Source organism: Derxia gummosa DSM 723 (assembly GCF_000482785.1).
In the GTDB taxonomy this organism is placed as follows: Bacteria; Pseudomonadota; Gammaproteobacteria; order Burkholderiales; family Burkholderiaceae_E; genus Derxia; species Derxia gummosa.
Window position 1 is genome coordinate 469,787 of the sequence record NZ_AXWS01000013.1, and the last position, 19,636, is coordinate 489,422.

At 70.4% G+C, this 19,636-nt stretch carries 16 protein-coding genes; 3 read left to right on the top strand and 13 right to left on the bottom strand.

Annotated features, from left to right (window positions below; translation table 11 throughout):
* Positions 1–34: 34 nt before the first annotated feature.
* Genes H566_RS24835 through H566_RS0112750 form a run of 4 tightly spaced genes read right to left on the bottom strand, consistent with a single transcriptional unit; the run spans position 35 to position 6,707 of the window.
* Complete coding sequence (locus H566_RS24835) at positions 35–2,479, bottom strand: efflux RND transporter permease subunit (RefSeq protein ID WP_051378701.1); 2,445 nt, start codon at positions 2,477–2,479, stop codon at positions 35–37.
* 2 nt (positions 2,480–2,481) lie between these two features.
* Positions 2,482–3,621, bottom strand: a complete 1,140-nt coding sequence (locus tag H566_RS0112740; RefSeq protein ID WP_211238084.1) for a WD40/YVTN/BNR-like repeat-containing protein — start codon at positions 3,619–3,621, stop codon at positions 2,482–2,484.
* 10 nt (positions 3,622–3,631) lie between these two features.
* Entirely contained in the window at positions 3,632–4,987 is a 1,356-nt protein-coding gene (locus H566_RS0112745; RefSeq protein ID WP_028311747.1) for a DUF1329 domain-containing protein, read from the bottom strand.
* Positions 4,988–5,003: 16 nt separating this feature from the next.
* Positions 5,004–6,707 (bottom strand): DUF1302 domain-containing protein, encoded by a 1,704-nt coding sequence (locus H566_RS0112750; protein ID WP_028311748.1) that lies wholly within the window; start codon positions 6,705–6,707, stop codon positions 5,004–5,006.
* A 334-nt stretch (positions 6,708–7,041) separates the two neighbouring features.
* Between H566_RS0112750 and H566_RS0112755 the strand changes: the two genes are divergently transcribed.
* Positions 7,042–7,950, top strand: a complete 909-nt coding sequence (locus H566_RS0112755) for a LysR family transcriptional regulator (protein ID WP_028311749.1) — start codon at positions 7,042–7,044, stop codon at positions 7,948–7,950.
* A gap of 239 nt (positions 7,951–8,189) precedes the next feature.
* Here H566_RS0112755 and H566_RS0112760 read toward each other — a convergent pair whose 3' ends face one another.
* Entirely contained in the window at positions 8,190–9,425 is a 1,236-nt protein-coding gene (locus H566_RS0112760; protein ID WP_084545049.1) for an MFS transporter, read from the bottom strand.
* Positions 9,426–9,644: 219 nt separating this feature from the next.
* The gene (locus H566_RS0112765) at positions 9,645–10,664 is read right to left on the bottom strand and encodes an SMP-30/gluconolactonase/LRE family protein (RefSeq protein WP_028311751.1); all 1,020 of its coding nucleotides are present in this window, start codon (positions 10,662–10,664) and stop codon (positions 9,645–9,647) included.
* Positions 10,665–10,945: 281 nt separating this feature from the next.
* On the opposite strand from H566_RS0112765, the gene H566_RS0112770 reads away from it, so the two are divergent.
* Both H566_RS0112770 and H566_RS27505 read left to right on the top strand, forming a co-directional pair.
* Positions 10,946–11,857 carry a LysR family transcriptional regulator gene (locus tag H566_RS0112770; protein ID WP_028311752.1) on the top strand — a complete coding sequence of 304 codons (912 nt, stop codon included), beginning with the start codon at positions 10,946–10,948 and terminating at the stop codon, positions 11,855–11,857.
* 156 nt (positions 11,858–12,013) lie between these two features.
* Positions 12,014–12,535: a PAN domain-containing protein gene (locus H566_RS27505; protein WP_084545050.1), complete on the top strand. Its 522-nt coding sequence runs from the start codon at positions 12,014–12,016 to the stop codon at positions 12,533–12,535.
* A 213-nt stretch (positions 12,536–12,748) separates the two neighbouring features.
* Here the strand turns inward: H566_RS27505 and H566_RS0112780 are convergent, their stop codons facing one another.
* The 7 genes from H566_RS0112780 to H566_RS0112810 form a co-directional block, all read right to left on the bottom strand.
* The gene (locus H566_RS0112780; RefSeq protein ID WP_028311753.1) at positions 12,749–13,057 is read right to left on the bottom strand and encodes a calcium-binding protein; all 309 of its coding nucleotides are present in this window, start codon (positions 13,055–13,057) and stop codon (positions 12,749–12,751) included.
* A gap of 323 nt (positions 13,058–13,380) precedes the next feature.
* Positions 13,381–14,586 carry a 3-oxoadipyl-CoA thiolase gene (gene pcaF, locus H566_RS0112785; protein WP_028311754.1) on the bottom strand — a complete coding sequence of 402 codons (1,206 nt, stop codon included), beginning with the start codon at positions 14,584–14,586 and terminating at the stop codon, positions 13,381–13,383.
* A 111-nt stretch (positions 14,587–14,697) separates the two neighbouring features.
* The gene (locus H566_RS24845; protein WP_084545051.1) at positions 14,698–15,495 is read right to left on the bottom strand and encodes an ABC transporter ATP-binding protein; all 798 of its coding nucleotides are present in this window, start codon (positions 15,493–15,495) and stop codon (positions 14,698–14,700) included.
* Positions 15,492–16,280: an ABC transporter ATP-binding protein gene (locus H566_RS0112795; protein WP_051378703.1), complete on the bottom strand. Its 789-nt coding sequence runs from the start codon at positions 16,278–16,280 to the stop codon at positions 15,492–15,494. Before H566_RS0112795 ends, H566_RS24845 begins: the two co-directional genes overlap by 4 nt.
* Positions 16,281–16,371: 91 nt before the next feature.
* On the bottom strand, positions 16,372–17,406 hold the full coding sequence (locus tag H566_RS24850) for a branched-chain amino acid ABC transporter permease (protein WP_084545052.1): 1,035 nt from the start codon (positions 17,404–17,406) through the stop codon (positions 16,372–16,374).
* Between the two features lie 11 nt (positions 17,407–17,417).
* Entirely contained in the window at positions 17,418–18,296 is an 879-nt protein-coding gene (locus tag H566_RS0112805; protein WP_028311756.1) for a branched-chain amino acid ABC transporter permease, read from the bottom strand.
* A 10-nt stretch (positions 18,297–18,306) separates the two neighbouring features.
* A complete protein-coding gene (locus H566_RS0112810) occupies positions 18,307–19,530 on the bottom strand; it encodes an ABC transporter substrate-binding protein (RefSeq protein WP_034411530.1) in 1,224 nt (407 codons plus the stop codon).
* Positions 19,531–19,636: the final 106 nt, after the last annotated feature.

Below are 19,636 nucleotides of genomic sequence, written 5' to 3' on the forward strand. Positions count from 1 at the left end.
CTTTTTGTCGGGGTGGTCTTGGGGTGGACGCCGATCAGGCGAGCGCGGGGTCGTGCCCCGGCTTGTTCGCGCCGTTGGCGTTCTCGGTGTTGCCGGCGGTCGCGCGCTCCATCGGGCGCAGCAGCCAGCAAGAGAGGGCGGGCAGGAGGACGAGCGCGCCGAGCATGTTCCAGAGAAACATGAAGGCCAGCAGCAAGCCCATGTCGGCCTGGAACTTGATGGGGCTCGCGACCCAGGTCGCGACGCCCACGGCCAGCGTGAGGCCGGTCAGCATCACGACGCGACCCGTGAAGTGCAGGGCGATGCGGTAGCTCGCGCCGAGGGTCTGGCCTTCGCGCAGCTGGCCGAGCATCACGCTCAGGATGTAGAGCGCGTAGTCCACGCCGATGCCCACGCCGAGCGCGATGACCGGCAGCGTCGCCACCTTCACGCCCATGCCGAGCCACACCATGAGCGCCTCGGCCAGCACCGAGGTCAGCATCAGCGGCAGCACCGCCACGACCACCGCGCGCCACGAACGGAAGGTGATGAAGGCCAGCACGATCACCGCCGCGTACACCAGGCCGAGCATCGTGTGCCAGGCCTCGCGCACCACGATGTTGGTCGCGGCCTCGACGCCGGCCGAGCCGGCCGCGAGCAGGAAGCGCGCGCCGTCGCCGTCGTTGTCGGCCGCGAAGCCCTCGACGCTCCCCACCAGACCGTCGAGCGTGGCCGCCTTGTGGTCGGACAGGAAGGCGCTCACGGTCAGCAGGCTGCACGTCTCGTTGTAGAGACCGCGCGGCGCGTTGCCGGTGACCATGTTGAGCATGGCCTGGTTGGGGATCAGCTCGGCCCACTTGGGGTGGCCTTCGTTCAGGCCCGACAGCGCGAGCCGGTTGAGCCGGGCGAGCGAATTGGTGGCCTCGACGCCGGGCAGCTGGCCGAGACGCCATTCGAGCGCGTCCACCTTCATGAGCGTGGCCCAGTCGGCGCAGGCGCCCTCGGGCGTGGTCACCATCACCGCGAACACGTCGCTGCTCGCGCCGTAGTGGGCGTTGATGAAGCCGACATCGCGGTTGTAGCGGCTGTCGGCGCGCAGCTCGGGGGCGCCGGGATCGAGGTCGCCGATCGCGAGATGGCGGCTCGTCAGGTAGCCCCCCACCGCGAGCAGCAGCGCGACGGCGATCACTGGCAGCGCGCGGCGGCGCGTGGTGAAGCCTTCGAGCGCCTGCCACACCGTCGTGCGCTCGTGACCGTCGTCGCCGACGAAGCCCTGCTCGGCGCGCAGGCTGCGCTCGGCCGCCGTCGCGTTCACGCCGGTGTAGCTGAGCAGGATCGGCAGCAGGATCAGGTTGGTGAAGATCAGCACGCCGACGCCGAGGCTCGCGGCGATCGCCAGCTCCTGGATCACGCGGATGTCGATCGCCAGCAGCACCGCGAAGCCCACGGCATCGGCCAGCAGCGCCGTCAGCCCCGCGAGGAACAGGCGCCGGAAGGTGTAGCGCGCGGCAATCCACTTGGGCACGCCCCGGCCGATGTCCTGCATGATCCCGTTCATCTTCTGCGCGCCGTGGCTCATGCCGATGGCGAACACGAGGAAGGGCACGAGCATCGAGTACGGGTCGAGCGCGAAGCCCAGCGTCGGCAGCAGGCCGAGCTGCCACACCACCGCCACCAGCGACGCGAACACGACCAGCAGCGTCGAGCGCAGGCAGCGGGTGTAGGCATAGACCATCGCCCCGGCGATCACGATCGCCACCGCGAAGAACACCAGTACCTGGCGCAGCCCCTCGATGAGGTCGCCGACGATCTTGGCGAAGCCGGTGATGTGCAGCTTGACGCCCCGGCCGTCGAACTCGGCGCGCAGGCGCTCGAAGTCTTCCGACAGGCGCACGTAGTCGAGCGGGCGGCCGTCGGCGCCATGGTCGAGCAGCGGCACGAAGATGACGCTGGAGCGCGCGTCCTGAGCGACGATCTGGCCGATCTCGCCCGAGCGCTGCACGTTCAGGCGCAGCGCGTCGAGGCTGGCGGGCGAGCCGTCGTAGCCGTCCGGGATGACCGGGCCGCCTTCGAGGCCTTCCTCGGTCACGCCGGTCCAGCGCATGGTCGGCGTCCAGAGCGACTTCATCGCCGCGCGATCGACGCCGGGCAGCAGGAAGACCTGGTCGCTGAGTGCGCGCAGCGTGTCGAGATAGACCGCGTCGTAGATGTCGCCCGACGGGTTCTCGACCGCGATGCGCACCGCGTTGCCGAGGCCGCGCAGGTCGCCCTGATGGGCCATCCAGTTGGCGATGTAGGGATGGCCGTGGGGCAGCGTCTTCTCGTAGCTCGCGTTGAGCTGGAGCTTGGTGGCCTGGAAGCCGAGCATGAGCGTGACCAGCAGGCAGAGCAGCAGCACGATCGGCCGGTGGTTGAACAGCGCGCGCTCGATGAGCGAGCCGGACTGCCGGTCGAATTGCCGGTCGTCGTGCGTGAGCGTGAGGGGGTGGGGAGCTTTCATGGTCAGCGGCCGGTGGAGGTGCCCGTGGGGGCGACGCGGGTGATGCCGTTCCAGCCGGCGACGAGCCAGGCGCCGTCGTCGAGGTGCAGCAGGGCGGCCGGCTGCTGGGCCGGCGTGGCGACGGCCGGGCGCAGCGCGCCGCCGTCCACCGCGAGCAGCTGGCCGGCCTGGTCGAGCAGCCAGGTGTCGCCGGCCGCGTCGCGCAGCGCGTCGGTGATGCCGGCCGCGCCGCCGCCGTCGAGCCGATGCCAGCTCGCGCCGGCGTCGGTGCTGCGCCAGGCGTTGCCGCGCAGGCCCGCGACGATCCAGGCGCCGGCGGCGTCGCGCGTCATCGCGAACCAGCTGCCGGCATAGGGTGTGGCGATGCGCGCGAAGTGCGCGCCGCCGTCGGCTGAATGCAGCAGCAGGCCCTGTTCGCCCGCGATCCAGCACTGCTCGCCCTCGGCGTGCAGCGCGTACAGATGCGCGGCCTTCGGGTTGTCCAGCCGGCCGGCGACGGATTGCCAGCTGCGGCCGCCGTCACGGGTTTCCAGGAAAAGGCCGAAGGCGCCGGCGACGTAGCCGCGCCGTGCGTCGGCGAAGTGCAGCGCGAGCAGCGGCTTGTCGGCGCCCTCCGATACGAGGCGCTCGGCGTCGGCGATGGCGCGTTCGTCGCCGCCGGCCTTTGCCTCGGCCAGCACGAGTCGGGCGGCGGCGCGGCCGTCGAGCTGGAGCTGCCAGTGCTCGCCGGCATCGTCGGTATGGAGCACGACGCCGCCGTGGCCGGTGGCCCAGCCGCTGCGACCATCGATGAACTGCACCGCCGTCAGGCCGGTGCTCACCGGCACCGAGGCGGCCTGGCGCCATTGGCGGCCGCCGTCGTCCGACAGCAGCACGACGCCGCGCTCGCCCACGGCGACGAGACGCGTGCCGGCCCGGGCCAGCCCGGCGAGCGCGGCGCGCGCCGGATCGCGCAGCACGGCGGCCGGGCGCTGGAGCGGCTCGGCCAGCGGCGCGGCGCCGGGCGCGGCCAGCGCGACCGAGGCCGCGAGCAGGCCGCCCGCGATGCCGGTGGCCAGCATCGCGGCGGCCAGCATCGGCGTCGGGTCTGCAAGCGTTTGCAGGCCGCGCGCGGCGCCGGAAAGGAAACGAGTCGTCGCCATGGCCATGCGCTCAGCGGATCGACTCGCCCGTCAGCGCCTCGGGCGTGAAGGTCGTGTCGGGGTAGCGCGGCATCACCTTGTACTGCTCGGGCGCGTCGTTGAGCGCCGAGTCGTAGTACCAGGCGCCCGAGATCAGGTCGTAGAAGCCGAACTGCTGCGGCGAGGTGGTCGCGGGCAGGTCGGGCATCACCACGGGGTTGCTGAAGCCCATCTGCCAGAGCTGGCCGTTCGCGTCCCAGTGGTCGGCGAGCACGGCGATCCAGGTGTCCTCGTCGAGGTAGTAGCGGCGCTTCGACGCGAGATGACGCTTGCCGGGCGCAACGGTCGCTTCCAGCACCCAGACGCGGTGCAGTTCCCAGCGCATCGCCGACGGGTCGATGTGGTGCTTGCCGATGGCCTGGGCCTCGGGCGTGGCGAGCAGCTTGTTCCCGTTGTAGGGGATCAGCATCTCCTTCTTGCCGACGAGCTTCCAGTCGAAGCGGTCGATGCGGCCGTCGAACACGTCGGTCTGGTCGAAGGTCGAGACGCCGGCGCTCGCGGGCGTGGGGGTGTCGCAGCACGCGTTCGGCACCTTGCGCACGCGGCGCTGGCCGGTGATGTAGGTCCAGACCTGGGTCCTGTCGCCGTCGAGGTTCTGGCGGCCGACGATGCCCTCGCCGGCGCGCATCGGCGGGCCGGAGTTGATGAGGCGGATGCTCCAGAACTGGCCGTCGAACTTCTCGGGGCTGCCGTCCCTGAAGTAGTAGGGCATCTGGAAGTCGCCCGACGCGATCGCGGTGACGACCTGCCTGCCGTCGGCCGTCACCTGCACGCCCTTGACGGCCGCATGCCAGGCCTCGCCGCGCCAGCGCAGCAGGTGATTCCAGATCGCTTCCGACCCCGATTTGGGAATCGGGAAGGGAATTCCCCCATAGGCATTGACGGGGATGTTGTTGCGGATTTCAGCGCGCACCGCGTTCTTCGCGGTGTTGTCATAGACCCATTGCGGCGCGGCGGCGGTGCGGCGCGACGGATACACGTCCACCCGGAAACTGTCGGGATACTTCTTCAGCATCGCCTTCACGCCTTCACTCAGGCGGTCGGCGTATTGATCGACGTTTCTTGCCGTGATCTGGTAAAGCATCTTGTCGGCCGAAAACGGGTCCGGACGCTTGCCGCCATTGGTGAAGCCGGCGATCGGCGTGGTATAGCCGCCATTCCACGCGGGAATGCTGCCGTCGGCATTGCCGGCCCGTTCGGCGCCGAAAGGCGTGAGTTCGCTCTTGAGCTTCGCGGCTTCCTCCGGGGAAACGGCTGCGAAAGTGGCGTGGCTCGCACCGATTGCCAGCAGGGCAAGGGCGAGCGGAATCGTCTTCAGTTTCGGCACGGGAAACTCCTCGGAATCAGAAGGTGCGACGGACGTTGAAGGACAGGTAATCGCGGTCGGCGTATTGCTGCGCGAAAGTCCGGTGTCCGTATTGAATGAAGGGTGCGCTCGGGCCGAAGTAATGGGTCCAGTTCAGGCCGAAACGCCAGACATCGAGATAGGAGCCATTCAGGCCGAGGCTCACGTCGCCGACGCCCTGGCCGAGAAACGAGCCGGTAACCGACGAATTGCCATAAAGGCCGTAACCCACGCCGATCGGCACGCTTACATCCACGCCCGGCGACACCTGACGGTATTTGGGTTCGTACACCATCCGCACATTGGCCGAATCGCGCGTGGCATTCGGGTTGAGCGCGGCGGCGTTCCTGCTGATCGAGAGTCGGCGGTTGAAGCCGATTTCGCCGACGAAATCCGCCTCGCGCGAAATGAAGCTGGGGCCGAGGCTTGCGATCCAGCTCGTCTGCGCATGCGCCGACTTGCCGACGGCGTAGAGCGGGTTGTTGCTGTTGTTGGCGCCGACGGTGTCGGTCTGGGCGTCGCTGTCGAGCGGCGTGTTGTCGCGCAGCGAGACCTCGCCCGCGAGGTTCACGTTGTCGAGCGTCGTGCTGAAGCTCGCGCCGTAGGCCCGGATCCCTTCGTGGAACACCCACTGGTAGGTGCCGACCTGGAGGCCGCTCGCGTCCGCCACGGGCGTCGCGTAGGGGTGCAGGTAGAGGCCCGAGGGGCCGTGGTCGTTCCAGCGCACGGCGTAGAGGCCGTAGTCCACCTCGCCCGCGTGGAAGCGCAGCTGGATGCCGCCCTGGCCGCTGCGCTTGGCGGCCATGTCGCCCTGGCGCAGGAAGCCGACATTGCCCGCCGGCGACGAGCCGACGATGAGCCGCTCGCCGCCGGTGCCGAGGGCATCCATGAACGAGTAGTAGCTGCCCGAGGCCGGCAGGCGGTCGCTGCGCCAGTCGAGCAGGTAGTAGGCGCCGACCATCACGTCGGGCGTGATCTGGAGCTGGCCCGATACCTGGTTGACCGGGAGCATGAACTCCTTGAACTGGGCGTTCGGCACCGAGGCGGCCTTGATGACGTCGATCGGCGCCTGCGCGGCGGCGATGCCGTTGCCGCCGAGCATGAAGCTCTCGCCGTAGAGCACCGTGTGCTTGCCGACGCGCAGGGTCGCGGGCATGTCGCCGAGCGTGGTCCTGCCGGACACGAAGGCGTCGAGCACCTCGGCATAGGCACCGTGCAGGCGTGCCGTGTCGGCCGTGAACTGGTTGGACGGCACCGATACCGGATTGGCGGTGGAGGGCGAATCATTGGCATTGCCGTCGCGCCGATAGACCGAGTCGTACCAGCCCGCGCCCGATACCCGCGCGCCGACGCCACGGTAATTGACATCGAACTCGGTAAACGCGTCGAGGCGATTGGAAACCAGTCCGCGCTTGAAATTGCGACTGCCGTCGTCGGTATTGGGGAAGTAGTTGGCCGAGCTCGTGTCGTAATTGGGGCCGCCGATGATTGAATCGGAGCGGCCACTCGTGCGGAAGCCCGTGCTGTACTTGAGCGTCGTATCCCAGAGGATTCTGAGATCGGGATTGCCGGTATCGAATTCGAAGGCACCCGCCGATTGGGCAACGAGCGCACCGAAACCCAGCACGCCGGCCCGCGCCAGCAGGCGGGTCAGGGCAGGCGGAAGATGCCGGCGGGAATGCCGGCCCGTATTCTGATTCATTTCAAGGTCTCCTCTCGCGTCGGATTCATCGCTCTTTGGCGATTGAAAATTCAGGCAAGCCTTTCCCCTCGCGCCGAATCGGCACGAATCGAAAACAGGTCGGTTTCTGGAGGGGCGGCAGCCGCGGTAGCCGGATCATTCGGCCGAAAGCGGCTGGCGCGGGAGGCCGTTCAATCCGCCTGGGTGGAATCGCGGAGGGAATCGGCCTTTCGCGGGGAGGGCTGGTCCTTGATTTGTCGCAATTCTAGATGCGAGTTATCCGACGGCAAATAAGAAGGTATCGAAGCGATGATTTGACAGCATCAAATGATCTAGGGCATGCCATAATGGCCAAATGCGACTTGGCCACTTCGACCTCAATCTATTCGTCACGCTCGACGCGCTTCTCGATACGCGCAGCATTACCCGCGCGGCCGAAAGGCTGCATATCGGCGCATCGGCCACGAGCAGCGCGCTCGGAAGATTGCGCGAACATTTCGGCGATGAATTGCTGGTGCAGGTGGGCCGGCGAATGGAACTCACGCCGCTGGCGCAAAGCCTGCGCGAGCCGGTGCGCGACGTGATCCTGCGTTCGCATGCGACGCTGGCCTCGGGCAAGCGCTTCGACCCGGCCACGGCGCGGCGGCGCTTCGTGTTCAACGCCTCCGACTACGCGACCACCGTGCTGCTCACGCCGCTGGTGCAGGCGCTCGAAGCCGAGGCGCCGGGGATCGTGGTGGACATCGTCGGCCTCGGTGACAGCTCGGTCGAACGGCTGGAGCGCGGCGATGTGGACTTCGCGATCTACCCCGAGCGCAACGCCTCGCCCGACCATCCGCGCCTCCAGCTCATGGAGGAGACCTATTCCTGCGTGGTCTGGACCGGCCATCACCTCAAGGGCGGGCAGATGGATTTCGACCACTACATGCGGGCGCGGCACGTGGCGGCGCAGTTCGGTGACCAGCGCGTCGCCACCTTCGAGAGCTGGTTCATGGCGACGCACGGCGTGCAGCGCAACGTGGTCGTGACGGCGAGCAGCTTCAACGCGCTGCCGCTGCTGGTGGTCGGCACCCAGCGCATCGCGACGATGCATACGCGGCTTGCGCGCATGTACGCGCGGCTGCTGCCGATCCGCGTGCTGCCGGCGCCCTTCGAGATGCCGGTGCTCAAGCTGGTGCTGCAATGGAACCGGCTGCTCGACCATGCGCCCGACCATTGCTGGCTGCGCGAACGCATCCTCGCGGTGGCGGAACAGGTGGTCTGAGCGGGGCGGTGAGCGCGCCCGGCCGTCGCCCGCCCGGCCGTCGCCCGCCCGGGCAAGAGTCGCCGGGCTGTCGATCGCGGGCGATGCAAGCGTTTTCAGCGTGCCGGGCGGCGCTCAAGAAAAAGCGGACCCGGCGTGAATGCGGCGCCGGGTCCTTGAGGTCTGGCGACGAGGGCGCCAGCAACCAGGGGAAGCGGGGCGCGGCCCGTGGCGGCCGCGCCGGGTGAAGCGTCGGCGGCTCAGGCGGCCTTCGGTGCGCGCAGCCCTTGGGTCGAGGCCAGCGCCGCGAGTGCCAGCATCGCCACGCCGATCAGGCCGATCACTTCGGCGCGCGTCACCGCGAGGCCGTGCTCCAGGCCGACCACGAGCAGCGGGTTCACGAACATCCCGAAGCTGAACGCCGACTGGAAGGCGCCGGTGCCGAGGCCGCGCCGCGACAGCGGCAGCATGCGCATGTTCCAGGTCACGAGCGAGGGCAGCAGCATGCCGGCGCCCAGGCCGTTGAGCAGGCCGGCGCAGGCGAGCAGCCCGAAGTCGTGCGCCTGGCGCATCAGCACGAAGCCGGCGCCCGCGATGACGCAGCCAAGCGCGAGTTGCGCGGCCACCGTCAGGCGCGGCGCGAGCACCCAGCCGAACAGCAGCGTGCCGCTCACGACGCCGAGGCTGTTGAGCGCATAGGCCAGCCCGATCCGGGCGGGCGACTTCACGCCGATGGCCTCGTGCAGGAAGCCGAAATGCACCGGCACCGTCAGGAACATGATCCCCAGCGCGCCCGCCAGCAGGCAGTTGAACGCGAGCAGTACCGGGCGGAAGCCGCGCGAATCGGCGCGCACCTGCTCGCTCGACATGCCGGCGCGGCCGGGCGGCTCCCACAGGCAGAGCGCCATCAGCGGCGCGAGCAGCAGGCTCACGCCGAAGACCGCATAGGGCGCGCGCCAGCCGTGCTCGGCGATCACGCCGCCGAGGCCGTTGAACAGGAAGGCCGAGGTGGCCGACACCGTGGTCTGGAGCGACATCAGCCGCTCGCGGCGCGCGCCGTCGAAGTAGTCGCCGATCATCACGGTGCTCACGGTGAACAGCACTGCCTCCAGCAGCCCGAGGCAGAAGCGGCTGACGATGATCGCGTGCAGCGAGCCGAGCCACAGCGGCATCGTGCCGACCCCGGCGTAGAGCAGCGCCGCGCCCACCAGCAGCCGCTTGCGGCCGACGCGATCGGCCAGCTCGCCGGCCAGCACGCACAGGCCGGCCATCATGAGCAGCGGCGCGGTCATCGTGAGCGGCACGAGGAAGTCGGCGCCGGGAACGCTCGCGTACTCGGCCTGCATCGCCGGCAGGCTTGGCCCGAGGATGGCGGTGACGAGCACGCTGAGGCTGCTCGTGACGAGCAGCAGAAGGGCCTGGACGATGCCGGGCTTGCGGGCGAGGGCGGCGGGCGCGTGTGCGCTCGCCGCCGACGCGAGGGTCGGGCTGTGCATGGAGTGTCTCCTCCGGGAACGGGAATGGTGGGTCGGACCGGTCTTCGCCGGTTCCGCCCGCGCCGCCGGCCTGGTGCGCGCGGGCGCGGATGGTGACGCAGTCGTGTTGCTGGAAGCTTCGGCGCCAGCCGTCGGCGACGGACGCGGGCCTCGGCCGGGTCGGCGCGCTGTTGGCGGCGGGCGCCGCGCTTGGCCGGGCGCGGGCGAGGCCCCGGTGCGTCAGGCGGCGGGCTTCCAGTGCGACATCGGCAGGCCCGGCACCGGCGACTCGAACACCGCGAGTCGCGTGCCCATGAGGCTGCCGAGATGGACGGTGCGCAGGTCCGGTCCGCCGAAGGTGATGCTGGCCATCCACGGCGCGACGCTGCCCTTGCAGGCGGCCATGACGTCGGGCGTCATCGTGCCGGCGAAGAAGTGGCGATCGAACTCGGCCACGGCGGCCGGGATGCCGTCGTCGAGCAGCGTGAGCAGCTCGCCGTCGGGCGTGAGCGCGACCAGGCGCTCGGCCATGATCAGCGTGATCCACAGGTTGCCGAAGGCGTCGAACGCGAAGCCGTCGGGCACGCCGGGCAGCTGGGCCGGGCCGAACACCTCGCGGTCGCCGCACGTGCCGTCGGGCGCGACGCGCAGGCGCGAGATGCGGCGCGCGTTCGACTCGACGACGTAGAGCCATTCCTCGTTCGCGTCGAGGCGGATCTCGTTGGTGCCGACGAAGCCGTGGGCGACGATGCGGATGCCGTGCTCGTCGATGAGGCCCACGTAGCCGTCGGGCGCCTTTTCGTTGATCGAGCGCGTCCAGGGTTGGAGCCGCGTCGTGACCGTGAACCAGATGCGCCCGCGCGAGTCGGTGAGCACGAAGTTGGTCTTGCCGAGTGGCACGCCGTCGATGCTGTCGAACAGCGTGCGGCTCGCGCCCTCGCGCGTCATCAGCTCGATCGCGTCGGTGCCGAAGTTGGCGATGACGATGCTGCCGTCGCGGTCGAAGGCGATGCCGTTGGGCAGGCTGCCGCCGAGGATCAGCGATTCGGCGTCCAGCTCGCGGTCGGCGATGCCCTGCTGGCGGATGAGGGTCTGGCCGCCGTCGGCGTCGAGGCGCATGACGCCGCGCGCGTCGGCGGTCCAGAGCGTGCCGTCGGCCTCGGCCAGCACGCATTCCGGCCGTTGCAGGCCCTCGCCGACGTAGCGGATGGCCGACCGGTCGACGGTCCAGCCGCGCAGGGGATTCTCGTGATTCTTCATGCTGCCGCGCACCTTGGTTGCAATGGGGTCGGATGCTAGGAAGCGGCGCGCGCGACGGAAAATCGTTTCGGGCGATGCGGGGCATCACGGCGCGAGATACCTCGGGCAAACCCGGGCGCGGGCAGACCGGCACGCGGCGCGGTGACAAGCCTGCAAGGCGCCAGCCGCCCGCGCGCGGCGGACGATGAGCGCGCGCGGCGCGGCCCAAAGCGGCATTTGCCGCGCATGATCCGGCGGCCCCGCTCACCTACACTCGCGCTCCCCGCACTTCCGCCGCCGCCATGCGCTACCAGCGTCTCGACCTCAACCTGCTCACGGCGCTGCGCGCGCTGCTCGCCGAGCGCAACGTGACGCGCGCGGCCGAGGCATTGCACGTGACCCAGCCGGCCATGAGCGGCATGCTCGCCCGGCTGCGCGAGCATTTCGGCGATCCGCTCATCACGCCGGTGGGCCGGCGCATGGAACTGACGCCGCTCGGCGAATCGCTCGCGGGGCAGGTCGGCGACCTGATGCAGCGGCTCGACGCAATGCTCGCGACCAGCCCGGCCTTCGATCCCGCGAGCGCGCGGCGCAGCTTCAGCATCGTCGCGTCGGACTATGTGATCGAGGTGCTGATGGCCGACGTGATCGACGACGTGCACACGCTTGCACCCGGCGTGACGATCGAGTTCCGTCAGCCGAGCGACGCGACCGCCGCGCTGCTCGACAACGGCGATGTCGATTTCGTGATCAGTCCCGAGCATTTCGCGGCGCAAGGGCAGGCGACGCAGCGGCTGTTCGACGATGGCTACCGGCTCATTGTCGCGCGCGAGCGCAGCGACATCGGCGCGCGCGTGAGCCTGGACGAGTACCGGCGCCTGCATCACGTGCAGATGGCCAACGCGGGCCGGCCGCAGTTCGAGGCCTGGTTCGAGCGCGAGCACGGCGCACTGCCCGGCGTGGCCGTGGTGCTCAACAACTTCAGCCAGCTGCCGCGCTTCGTGGCCGGCTCGATGCGCGTGGCCACGCTGCATGCGCGCATGGCGGCCCAGGTCGAGGCGCGCTGGCCGGTGCGCGGCGTGGCGCTCGATTTCGAGGTGCCCCGGCTGGTCGAGCTGCTGCAATGGCACCGCTACCGTGATGGCGATCCGGGCATGGCCTGGCTGCGCGAGCGCATCGTCTCGCGCGCGCTTGTCCTGCCAGCGGGCGGCTGAGAGCCAGTTTTCCAGGCAGCACGTGCGTAGCGGTGCTCGAATACCGGTGGAGCGAAGCGGGGCCGCGAGATCCGGTTTGCCTCGGCGCGGCGCGCCACAACGCCGCCACCCGCGCGCATCCTCCGCGTGTTCCCCTTGATCGATGGAGATTCCCGCATGAAATCCCTTGTCCCGCGCTTGCTGACCACGATGCTGGCCGTCACCGCGTTGTCGCTGCTGTCCGCCCACGCCGGCACCCGCATCGAGCGCGATGCGGGCGCCGCCGACCGGCCCGGTGGCGACTATCGCAACTTTCCGCTGCCGCGCCGTGATCCGGGCCTGTGCTCGGACGCCTGCTTCACCGACGGCCAGTGCCGCGCCTATACCTACGTGGCGCCCGCCACGCGGCAGGACGCGCCGCGCTGCTATCTCAAGAGCCGCGTGCCGCAGAAGCTGGCCAGCCCATGCTGCACCTCGGGCCGCAAGACCTACGTGGCCGATCCCCGGCCGTCGGCGCCGGCCGAGATCCAGCCGCCGCCCGAATTCACGGCAAACCAGCAGTGGTGCGAGATCGGCATGATCTGCGCGCTGCGCCACAAGGGAAAATGGGGCGACCCGCTGCCGGGCTGCAACTGCCCGCCGCTGACGGGCGAGACCGACACCTCCACCGACGCGCCCCAGCCGCCCGACGGGCAGTGAGTCGCGCGCCGCTGCCGCGCGTGGCAGCCCTGGCCCCGGCGATCGGCGCAAGGCCGTCACCGAGTCTGAGCTGCGCGATCGCCGTCGCCGTGTCCAGGCGGAGGCGCCGGCCTACCTGCGCGAGCATCCGACATCACGATGCCCACGCAGGTGCTGCCGTGGACAGCAACGCACGGGCCGGCTTCTGCTATGCCGGCTGCCAGTTCGCGGCAATCACCGGCTGCAGGCTCGCCAGATGGGCCGCGGTGACAGTGTCGTCTGTCCCGACGGCGGTGGCGTGAAGGCCGGCATGGCCTGGACCAGGTTGTTCACCTGCGAGGCGAGCAGCTGGCGGGTGCCGTCGACCGTCTCGAACGCCTCGACGCGGTACTGGCTGCCCGGATACCGGTTCTGGAAGGTCGACCGGTCGCCGGTGCCGATCACGCTGACCGCGAGGTCATCGCCGACCTGGCGCAGCCAGCGGAAGTATTCCGACATCGTCTCGTGGAAGCCGTCGCTCCGGCCGTTGCGGCTCAGGTCCATGACGACGATGCCGTCACTGGCGCCGACCCAACCCGTCAGTTCCTTGCCGGGCTGCCGCTGAGGCCGGCCGACTTTGACGAGGTACTGGGCGAGACGCCGGTGGCGCGGCCGGCCTTGGCCGGCGAGGACGCGTCGTCCGGCCTGCCTCGCTCCGGCTGCTCTCGTCCGACGCCGTCGAACCGCGACACGCGCCACGGAAGAATCCCGTCAACCGACGACCGCCATACACCCGGCGACAATCGCCCGGCAGCGATCGCCTCGCGTTCGTCCGGGGGGCGGTGCGCACGCGATCTCACGCGCCGCGCCGCGCGGCCCGGGCGACTTCAGACCCGCTCGATCACCAGCGCAATCCCCTGGCCGACGCCGATGCACATCGTGCACAGCCCATAGCGCCCACCCGTGCGCTCCAGCTCGTGCAGCGCCGCGATCACGAGCCGCGCGCCGCTCGCGCCGAGCGGATGGCCGAGCGCGATCGCGCCGCCGTTGGGATTGACGCGCGCATCGTCGTCGGCGAGGCCGTGGGCGCGCGTGACTGCAAGCGCTTGCGCCGCGAAGGCCTCGTTCAGCTCGATCACGTCGATCTGATCCAGCCGCAGCTTCGCCAGCGCCAGCACCTTGGTGATGGCCGGCGCCGGCCCGAAACCCATGATGCGCGGCGCCACGCCCGCGACCGCCGACGCGACGATGCGCGCGCGCGGCTTCAGTCCGTGGCGCGCCGCGCCGGCCTCGCTCGCGAGCAGCAGCGCCGCCGCGCCGTCGTTCACGCCCGAGGCATTGCCCGCCGTGACCGTGCCGTCGGGCCGCACCACGCCCTTGAGCTTCGCGAGCGCGGCGAGCGTCGTCTCGGGCCGCAGGTGCTCGTCGGCCGACACCACGAGCGCATCGCCGCGCTTCTGGGCGATCGTCACCGGCGTGATCTCCTGCGACAGTCGCCCGGCCGCCTGCGCCGCCGCCGCGCGCTGCTGGCTGCGCAGCGCGAAGGCGTCCTGGTCGGCGCGCGCGACGTCGAAGTCGGTGGCGACGTTCTCGGCCGTCTCGGGCATCGAATCGACGCCGTGCATCGCCTTCATGAGCGGGTTCACGAAGCGCCAGCCGATGGTCGTGTCTTCCACCTTCGCGCTGCGCGAGAAGGCTTCGGTCGCCTTGCCCATCACGAAGGGCGCGCGGCTCATGCTCTCGACGCCGCCGGCGATCACGAGCTGGACCTCGCCGGCCCTGATCGCGCGCGCGGCGCTTGCGGTGGCGTCGAGGCTCGATCCGCAAAGGCGGTTGACGGTCGTCCCCGGCACCTCGGGCGGCAGGCCCGCGAGCAGGGCCGACATGCGGCCGACGTTGCGGTTGTCCTCGCCGGCCTGGTTGGCGCAGCCGTAGATCACGTCGTCGAGCGCGGCCCAGTCCACGCTCGGGTTGCGCGCCATGAGGGCGCGGATCGGCACGGCGCCGAGGTCGTCGGCGCGCACGCCGGACAGGCTGCCGCCGTAGCGGCCGAAGGGGGTGCGGATGGCGTCGCAGAGGTAGGCGTGGGTCATGGTGTAGTGCTCCGGAGGACGGTTCGGGACGGGCGCGTGCGGCGGCCGGGAATGCGGTGACGGAGGCGGCGCGCGGGCATTGCGCGGGCGGGCCTTCGCGGCCCGCCGGCCTCACACGCCCAGCCAGCGATGCAGCCGCGCGGGGTCGGCGGCGAGCGCGGCCGAGGCTTCGGCGACGACGACCTGGCCCTTTTCGAGCACGACGCAGTCGTCGGTGTGGGCGAGGACCGCGCGGTAGTCGCGGTCGACGACGAGCGAGGCGATGCCCGTCTCGCGGATCGCGGCGATGACCTTCCAGATCTCCTTCACCACGAGCGGCGCGAGTCCCTCGGTGGCTTCGTCGAGGATGAGCAGGTCGGGGTTGGTCATGAGCGCGCGGCCGATGGCCATCATCTGCTGCTCGCCGCCGGAGAGCTGGCCGCCGCCGTGGTTGAGGCGCTCGGCCAGACGCGGGAAGGTGGCGAGCACGCGGTCGAGTGTCCAGTCCCGCCGGCCGTCGACGCCGGGGCGCGCGGCCATCACGAGGTTCTCGCGCACGCTCAGGTTGGGGAACACGCCGCGCCCCTCGGGCACATAGCCGATGCCGAGGCGGGCGATGCGCTCCGGTTTCGCATGGGTCATGTCGCGGCCGGCGATCGTCACCGTGCCGCGCTGGGCGCGCACGAAGCCGAGCAGGCTGCGGATGAGCGTGGTCTTGCCCATGCCGTTGCGCCCGAGCAGGCCGACGCTGCGGCCGCGTCCGATGGCGAGGCTCACGCCGTGCAGCACGCGGCTCTGGCCGTAGCCGGCGACGAGGTCGGTGGCGGCGAGGAGGGGGTCGGCGCGCGGGGCGGGCTGCGTGGCACCGGCCGGATCGAGGCTGGGCGCGGTATCGTCGCGCGAGGCGGCGAAGGAAGGCTCGAAGCTCATGCCGCCTCCGCCGCTTCATGGCCCAGATAGGCCTCCCGCACCGCCGGATCGCGCCGGATCGCGTCGGGCGTGCCGCTCGCGATCACGCGGCCGTTCACCATCACCGTGATGCGGTCGGCGATGCGGAACACCGCGTCCATGTCGTGCTCGACGAGCAGGATCGCGTGGTCGCGGCGCAGGTCGTCGAGCACGGCGAGCATGCGTTCGGTCTCCTCGGCGCCCATGCCGGCGAGCGGCTCGTCGAGCAGCAGCACGCGCGGCGCGGTGGCGAGGCACATCGCGATTTCGAGCTGGCGCTTCTGGCCGTGCGACAGCTCGGCCGCGCGCCGCTGCGCCACCGCGCCGAGGCCGACGCGCTCGATCACCGTGGCCGCGCGCTCGCGCGCCAGCCGGCAGCGCGCGGCCGGCGTGATCCAGTTCCACGCGCGCTGCCAGCGCGATTGCGCGGCGAGCCGGCAGTTCTCCAGCACGTCGAACTCCGGAAAGATCGTGTTGCGCTGGTAGCTGCGGCCCATGCCGGCGCGCGAGCGGCGGTGCTGGCTCCAGGCCGTCACGTCGCGGCCCTCGAACACTATGCTTCCCGACGTGGGCGGGAACTCGCCGGTCAGCAGGTTGATGAGCGTGGACTTGCCGGCGCCGTTGGTGCCGATGACCGCATGCACGCTCGCGGCGCTGACGGTGATGTCCACATGATCGACCGCGACCAGCCCGCCGAAGGCGCGCGTGAGTCCGGCCGCGACGAGGGCCGGCTGGCCCGCGTGCGTGTGATGGATGACGGGCTTCATGCGCGGTCTCCGGTGCTGACGAGGGAAGGGCCTGCGGCTCGGTCGAAGGACGGGCGGGCGGCGCGGACGCGGAAAGGGCGTGCGGCGCGCCTCACGGCTGCCCTCCGTCCGAAGCGCGGCCGAGCCGCTTCACCGCATCGCCCACGAGATGCACCAGCCCGCGTGGCATGAGCGCGACGCAGACGATGATCGCGAGGCCGAATCCGAGCTGCCAGTGGCGCGCGAAGTCGCCGAACAGCGCCTCGCTCTGGAACAGCTCCTGCAAGCCCACGAAGGCCACGGCGCCGAGCACCGCGCCGCGCAGGCTGCCGAGCCCGCCGAGGATGCACATCACCAGCACCGCGCCCGACTGGTGCCAGCTCAGGCTCTCGGGGCTGACGAAGCCGTCCTTCACGGTCTGGAAGAAGCCCGCCAGCGCCGCCAGCACCGCCGCCAGCACGAAGATCGCCACCTTGTACGGATAGGTCGCATAACCGGTAGCGCGCATGCGGGTTTCGTTCACGCGCACGCCCGCCAGCGCCCGGCCGAAGCGGCTGTGCAGCACGAGGTTGAGGCAGCCGATGGCCGCGACCAGCGTGCCGAGCACCAGCCAGTAGAGCTGCACGCGGTCCTCGGTATCCACCAGCGTGGCGGAGCCCACCGCGAGCAGCGGGCGCAGATAGAGGTAGATGCCGTCGGTGCCGCCCGCGAGCTTGGTGTCGTGCGCGACGTGATAGGCCATCTGCCCGAAGGCCAGCGTGACCATGATGAAGTAGATGCCCTGCGACCTGAGCGTGAGCAGCCCGACCGCGAGCGCGTAGCCGGCCGCCGCCAGCATCGCCGCGCCGCCCAGCAGCAGCAGCGAGCCAGGCTCGCTGTCCGACGCGAGCAGCGCCGGCACGTAGGCGCCGATGCCGAAGAAGGCCGCATGCCCGAGCGACACCAGACCGGTATGGCCCACGAGCAGTTCGAGGCTCACCGCGAACAGCGCGAGCACCAGCACCTTGAGCACCAGATCGACCTGCCAGCCCGGCGCGAGCAGCGGCAGCGCCACCAGCGCCAGCAGCAGGCCGGCATCGAAGGCGCCCCGGCTCAGCCGGAACCACGGCAGGCCCGAAGGCGGGAGGGAGGCGGGAACCGCATTCATCGTCGTCTCCTTCAGAACTGCCGGACGAGGCCCTGGGGCTTCCAGAGCAGGATGACCGCCATCGCCACGTACACGAGCGCGCCGGCCATCGAGGGGAAGAACACCTTGCCGAAGGTGTCCACGAAGCCGACCAGCAGCGCCGCGACCAGCGCGCCCTTGATCGAACCGATGCCGCCGATCACGACGATGACGAAGCAGACGATGAGCACCTGCGCGCCCATGTTCGGGTACACCGACGACACCGGCGCCGCCACCATCCCGGCAAAGGCCGCGAGCGCCACGCCGATCGCGAACACCGCGCGGTACAGCCAGGCGATGTCGATGCCCATGGCCTGGGCCATCGCGCGGTTGCTCGCGCCGGCCCGCACCCGCATGCCGAGCCGGGTGCGCGACAGCAGCAGATGCAGCGCCACGATCAGCACGAGGCAGACGACCGAGATGAACAGCCGGTACACCGGATAGCTCATCGTCTCGCCGAGGCTGACGCTGCCCGCGAGCCAGGCCGGCGGCGCGACGCCGTGCACATCGTTGCCGACCAGCAGGCTGCGCACTTCCTCGAACACGAGGATGAGGCCGTAGGTCATGAGCACCTGCTGGAGATGGTCGCGCTCGTACAGGAAGCTGAAGAAGCACCACTCCAGCAGCGCGCCGATCGCCAGCGCCAGCACGAGGCCGAGCAGCAGCGTCATGCCGAAGCCGCCGCCCAGACGCTCCACCACCGGCCCGAGGCCGAAGGCGAGGTAGGCGCCCAGCATGTAGAAGCTGCCGTGCGCTAGGTTGATGATCCCCATGATCCCGAAGATCAGCGTGAGCCCGCTGGCGACGAGAAACAGCAGCAGCCCGTACTGGACCGCGTTGAGGCTCTGGATCAGGAAGGTGGCCGCGTCCATCGCCCTGCCTTCACGAAGCCGAGGCCATGCGGCAGCCGCGCGCCGGATCGGCGAGCGCCTTGGCCGCGACGCCCTGGCTCTTGTTGACGTTGCCTTCCACGCGGCGCAGATAGATGTCCTGCACCGGGTTGTGCGCCTTGCTGAAGACGAAGGGGCCGCGCGGGCTGTCGATCTTCGCGCTCTCCATCGCGGCGATCAGCTCCTTGCGCTTGGCCGTGTCGCCGCCGACGGCCTTGAAGCCGATGGCGAGCGCCTGGGCCGCGTCATAGCCCTGCACCGCGTACACGTCGGGCTGGAGCTTCCAGGTCTTGGCGTAGGCGAGGCGGAAGGCGTCGTCGCGTGGCGTGCCGAGCAGGTCGGCGTAGTGCAGCGTGGTGAACATGCCCTGGGCCGCGTCGCCCTGGGCTTCGAGCGTGCCGTCGGTGAGGAAGCCGGGGCCGTAGAGCGGGATGCTCTTGTTGAGCCCGGCCGCCGCGTAGTCCTTGACGAACTTGACCGCGCCCGCGCCCGCGAAGAAGGCGTAGACCGCATCCGGCTTTGCCGCCGCGATCTCGGTGAGCAGCGCCTGGAATTCGGCGTTGGGGAAGGGCACGGTGAGGTCCTTCACCACTTCGCCGCCGCCGGTCTGGAGGCCCTCTGCAAAGGCTTTCACCGACTCGTCGCCGGCCGCGTACTTCCAGGTGACGGTGATGATCTTGCGGTGGCCCTTCTGCGCCACGACCTTGCCCATCGCATAGGCCGGCTGCCAGCTGCTGAACGAGGTGCGGAAGATGTTGGGCGCGCACATCGGGCCGGTGATCGCGTCGCCGCCGGCGTTGGGGATGACGAGCAGGGTGCCGCTTTCCTTCACCGCGCGGGCCATCGCCATCGCGACGCCCGAATGCACGGTGCCGACGATCACGTCCACCTGATCGCGCTTGATGAGCTTGTTGACGTTGTCCACCGCCTTGGACGGGTCGGATTCGTCATCGACGCGCACGTACTCGATCTCGCGCCCGCCGAATTTGCCGCCCTGTTCCTGGGCGTGCAGGCGGAAGCCGTTCTCGATCGCGCTGCCGAGCGCGGCATAGGTGCCGCTGTAGGGGAGCATGAAACCGACCTTGAGCTTGGGCGGCGCGGCGGTCTGGGCCAGGGCCGAGGGCGCGGCGGCGAGGCCGGCGACCAGCGCGCAGCCGGCGGCGAGGGCGCGCAGGGCTGGGCGCACGGCGGCCGCGCCGACGCGGGTGGGCGCCATTACGGCGGACGGGAGCGCCACGGCGCGGCGGGCGGATTCACGGATCGAAGGCGCGCAGGGGGCTTGCCCGCGCCCGAAGGTGCTGGTCATGGTGGTGTCTCCTCGG

What these genes read in the sequence shown, in the direction of transcription:
- H566_RS24835 (WP_051378701.1), bottom strand. Translation starts at nt 2,479, where the DNA reads ATGAAAGCTCCCCACCCCCTCACGCTCACGCACGACGACCGGCAATTC.
- H566_RS0112740 (WP_211238084.1), bottom strand. Translation starts at nt 3,621, where the DNA reads ATGGCGACGACTCGTTTCCTTTCCGGCGCCGCGCGCGGCCTGCAAACG.
- H566_RS0112750 (WP_028311748.1), bottom strand. Translation starts at nt 6,707, where the DNA reads ATGAATCAGAATACGGGCCGGCATTCCCGCCGGCATCTTCCGCCTGCC.
- H566_RS0112755 (WP_028311749.1), top strand. Translation starts at nt 7,042, where the DNA reads ATGCGACTTGGCCACTTCGACCTCAATCTATTCGTCACGCTCGACGCG.
- H566_RS0112760 (WP_084545049.1), bottom strand. Translation starts at nt 9,425, where the DNA reads ATGCACAGCCCGACCCTCGCGTCGGCGGCGAGCGCACACGCGCCCGCC.
- H566_RS0112765 (WP_028311751.1), bottom strand. Translation starts at nt 10,664, where the DNA reads ATGAAGAATCACGAGAATCCCCTGCGCGGCTGGACCGTCGACCGGTCG.
- H566_RS0112770 (WP_028311752.1), top strand. Translation starts at nt 10,946, where the DNA reads ATGCGCTACCAGCGTCTCGACCTCAACCTGCTCACGGCGCTGCGCGCG.
- H566_RS27505 (WP_084545050.1), top strand. Translation starts at nt 12,014, where the DNA reads ATGAAATCCCTTGTCCCGCGCTTGCTGACCACGATGCTGGCCGTCACC.
- H566_RS0112780 (WP_028311753.1), bottom strand. Translation starts at nt 13,057, where the DNA reads ATGGACCTGAGCCGCAACGGCCGGAGCGACGGCTTCCACGAGACGATG.
- pcaF (WP_028311754.1), bottom strand. Translation starts at nt 14,586, where the DNA reads ATGACCCACGCCTACCTCTGCGACGCCATCCGCACCCCCTTCGGCCGC.
- H566_RS24845 (WP_084545051.1), bottom strand. Translation starts at nt 15,495, where the DNA reads ATGAGCTTCGAGCCTTCCTTCGCCGCCTCGCGCGACGATACCGCGCCC.
- H566_RS0112795 (WP_051378703.1), bottom strand. Translation starts at nt 16,280, where the DNA reads ATGAAGCCCGTCATCCATCACACGCACGCGGGCCAGCCGGCCCTCGTC.
- H566_RS24850 (WP_084545052.1), bottom strand. Translation starts at nt 17,406, where the DNA reads ATGAATGCGGTTCCCGCCTCCCTCCCGCCTTCGGGCCTGCCGTGGTTC.
- H566_RS0112805 (WP_028311756.1), bottom strand. Translation starts at nt 18,296, where the DNA reads ATGGACGCGGCCACCTTCCTGATCCAGAGCCTCAACGCGGTCCAGTAC.
- H566_RS0112810 (WP_034411530.1), bottom strand. Translation starts at nt 19,530, where the DNA reads ATGGCGCCCACCCGCGTCGGCGCGGCCGCCGTGCGCCCAGCCCTGCGC.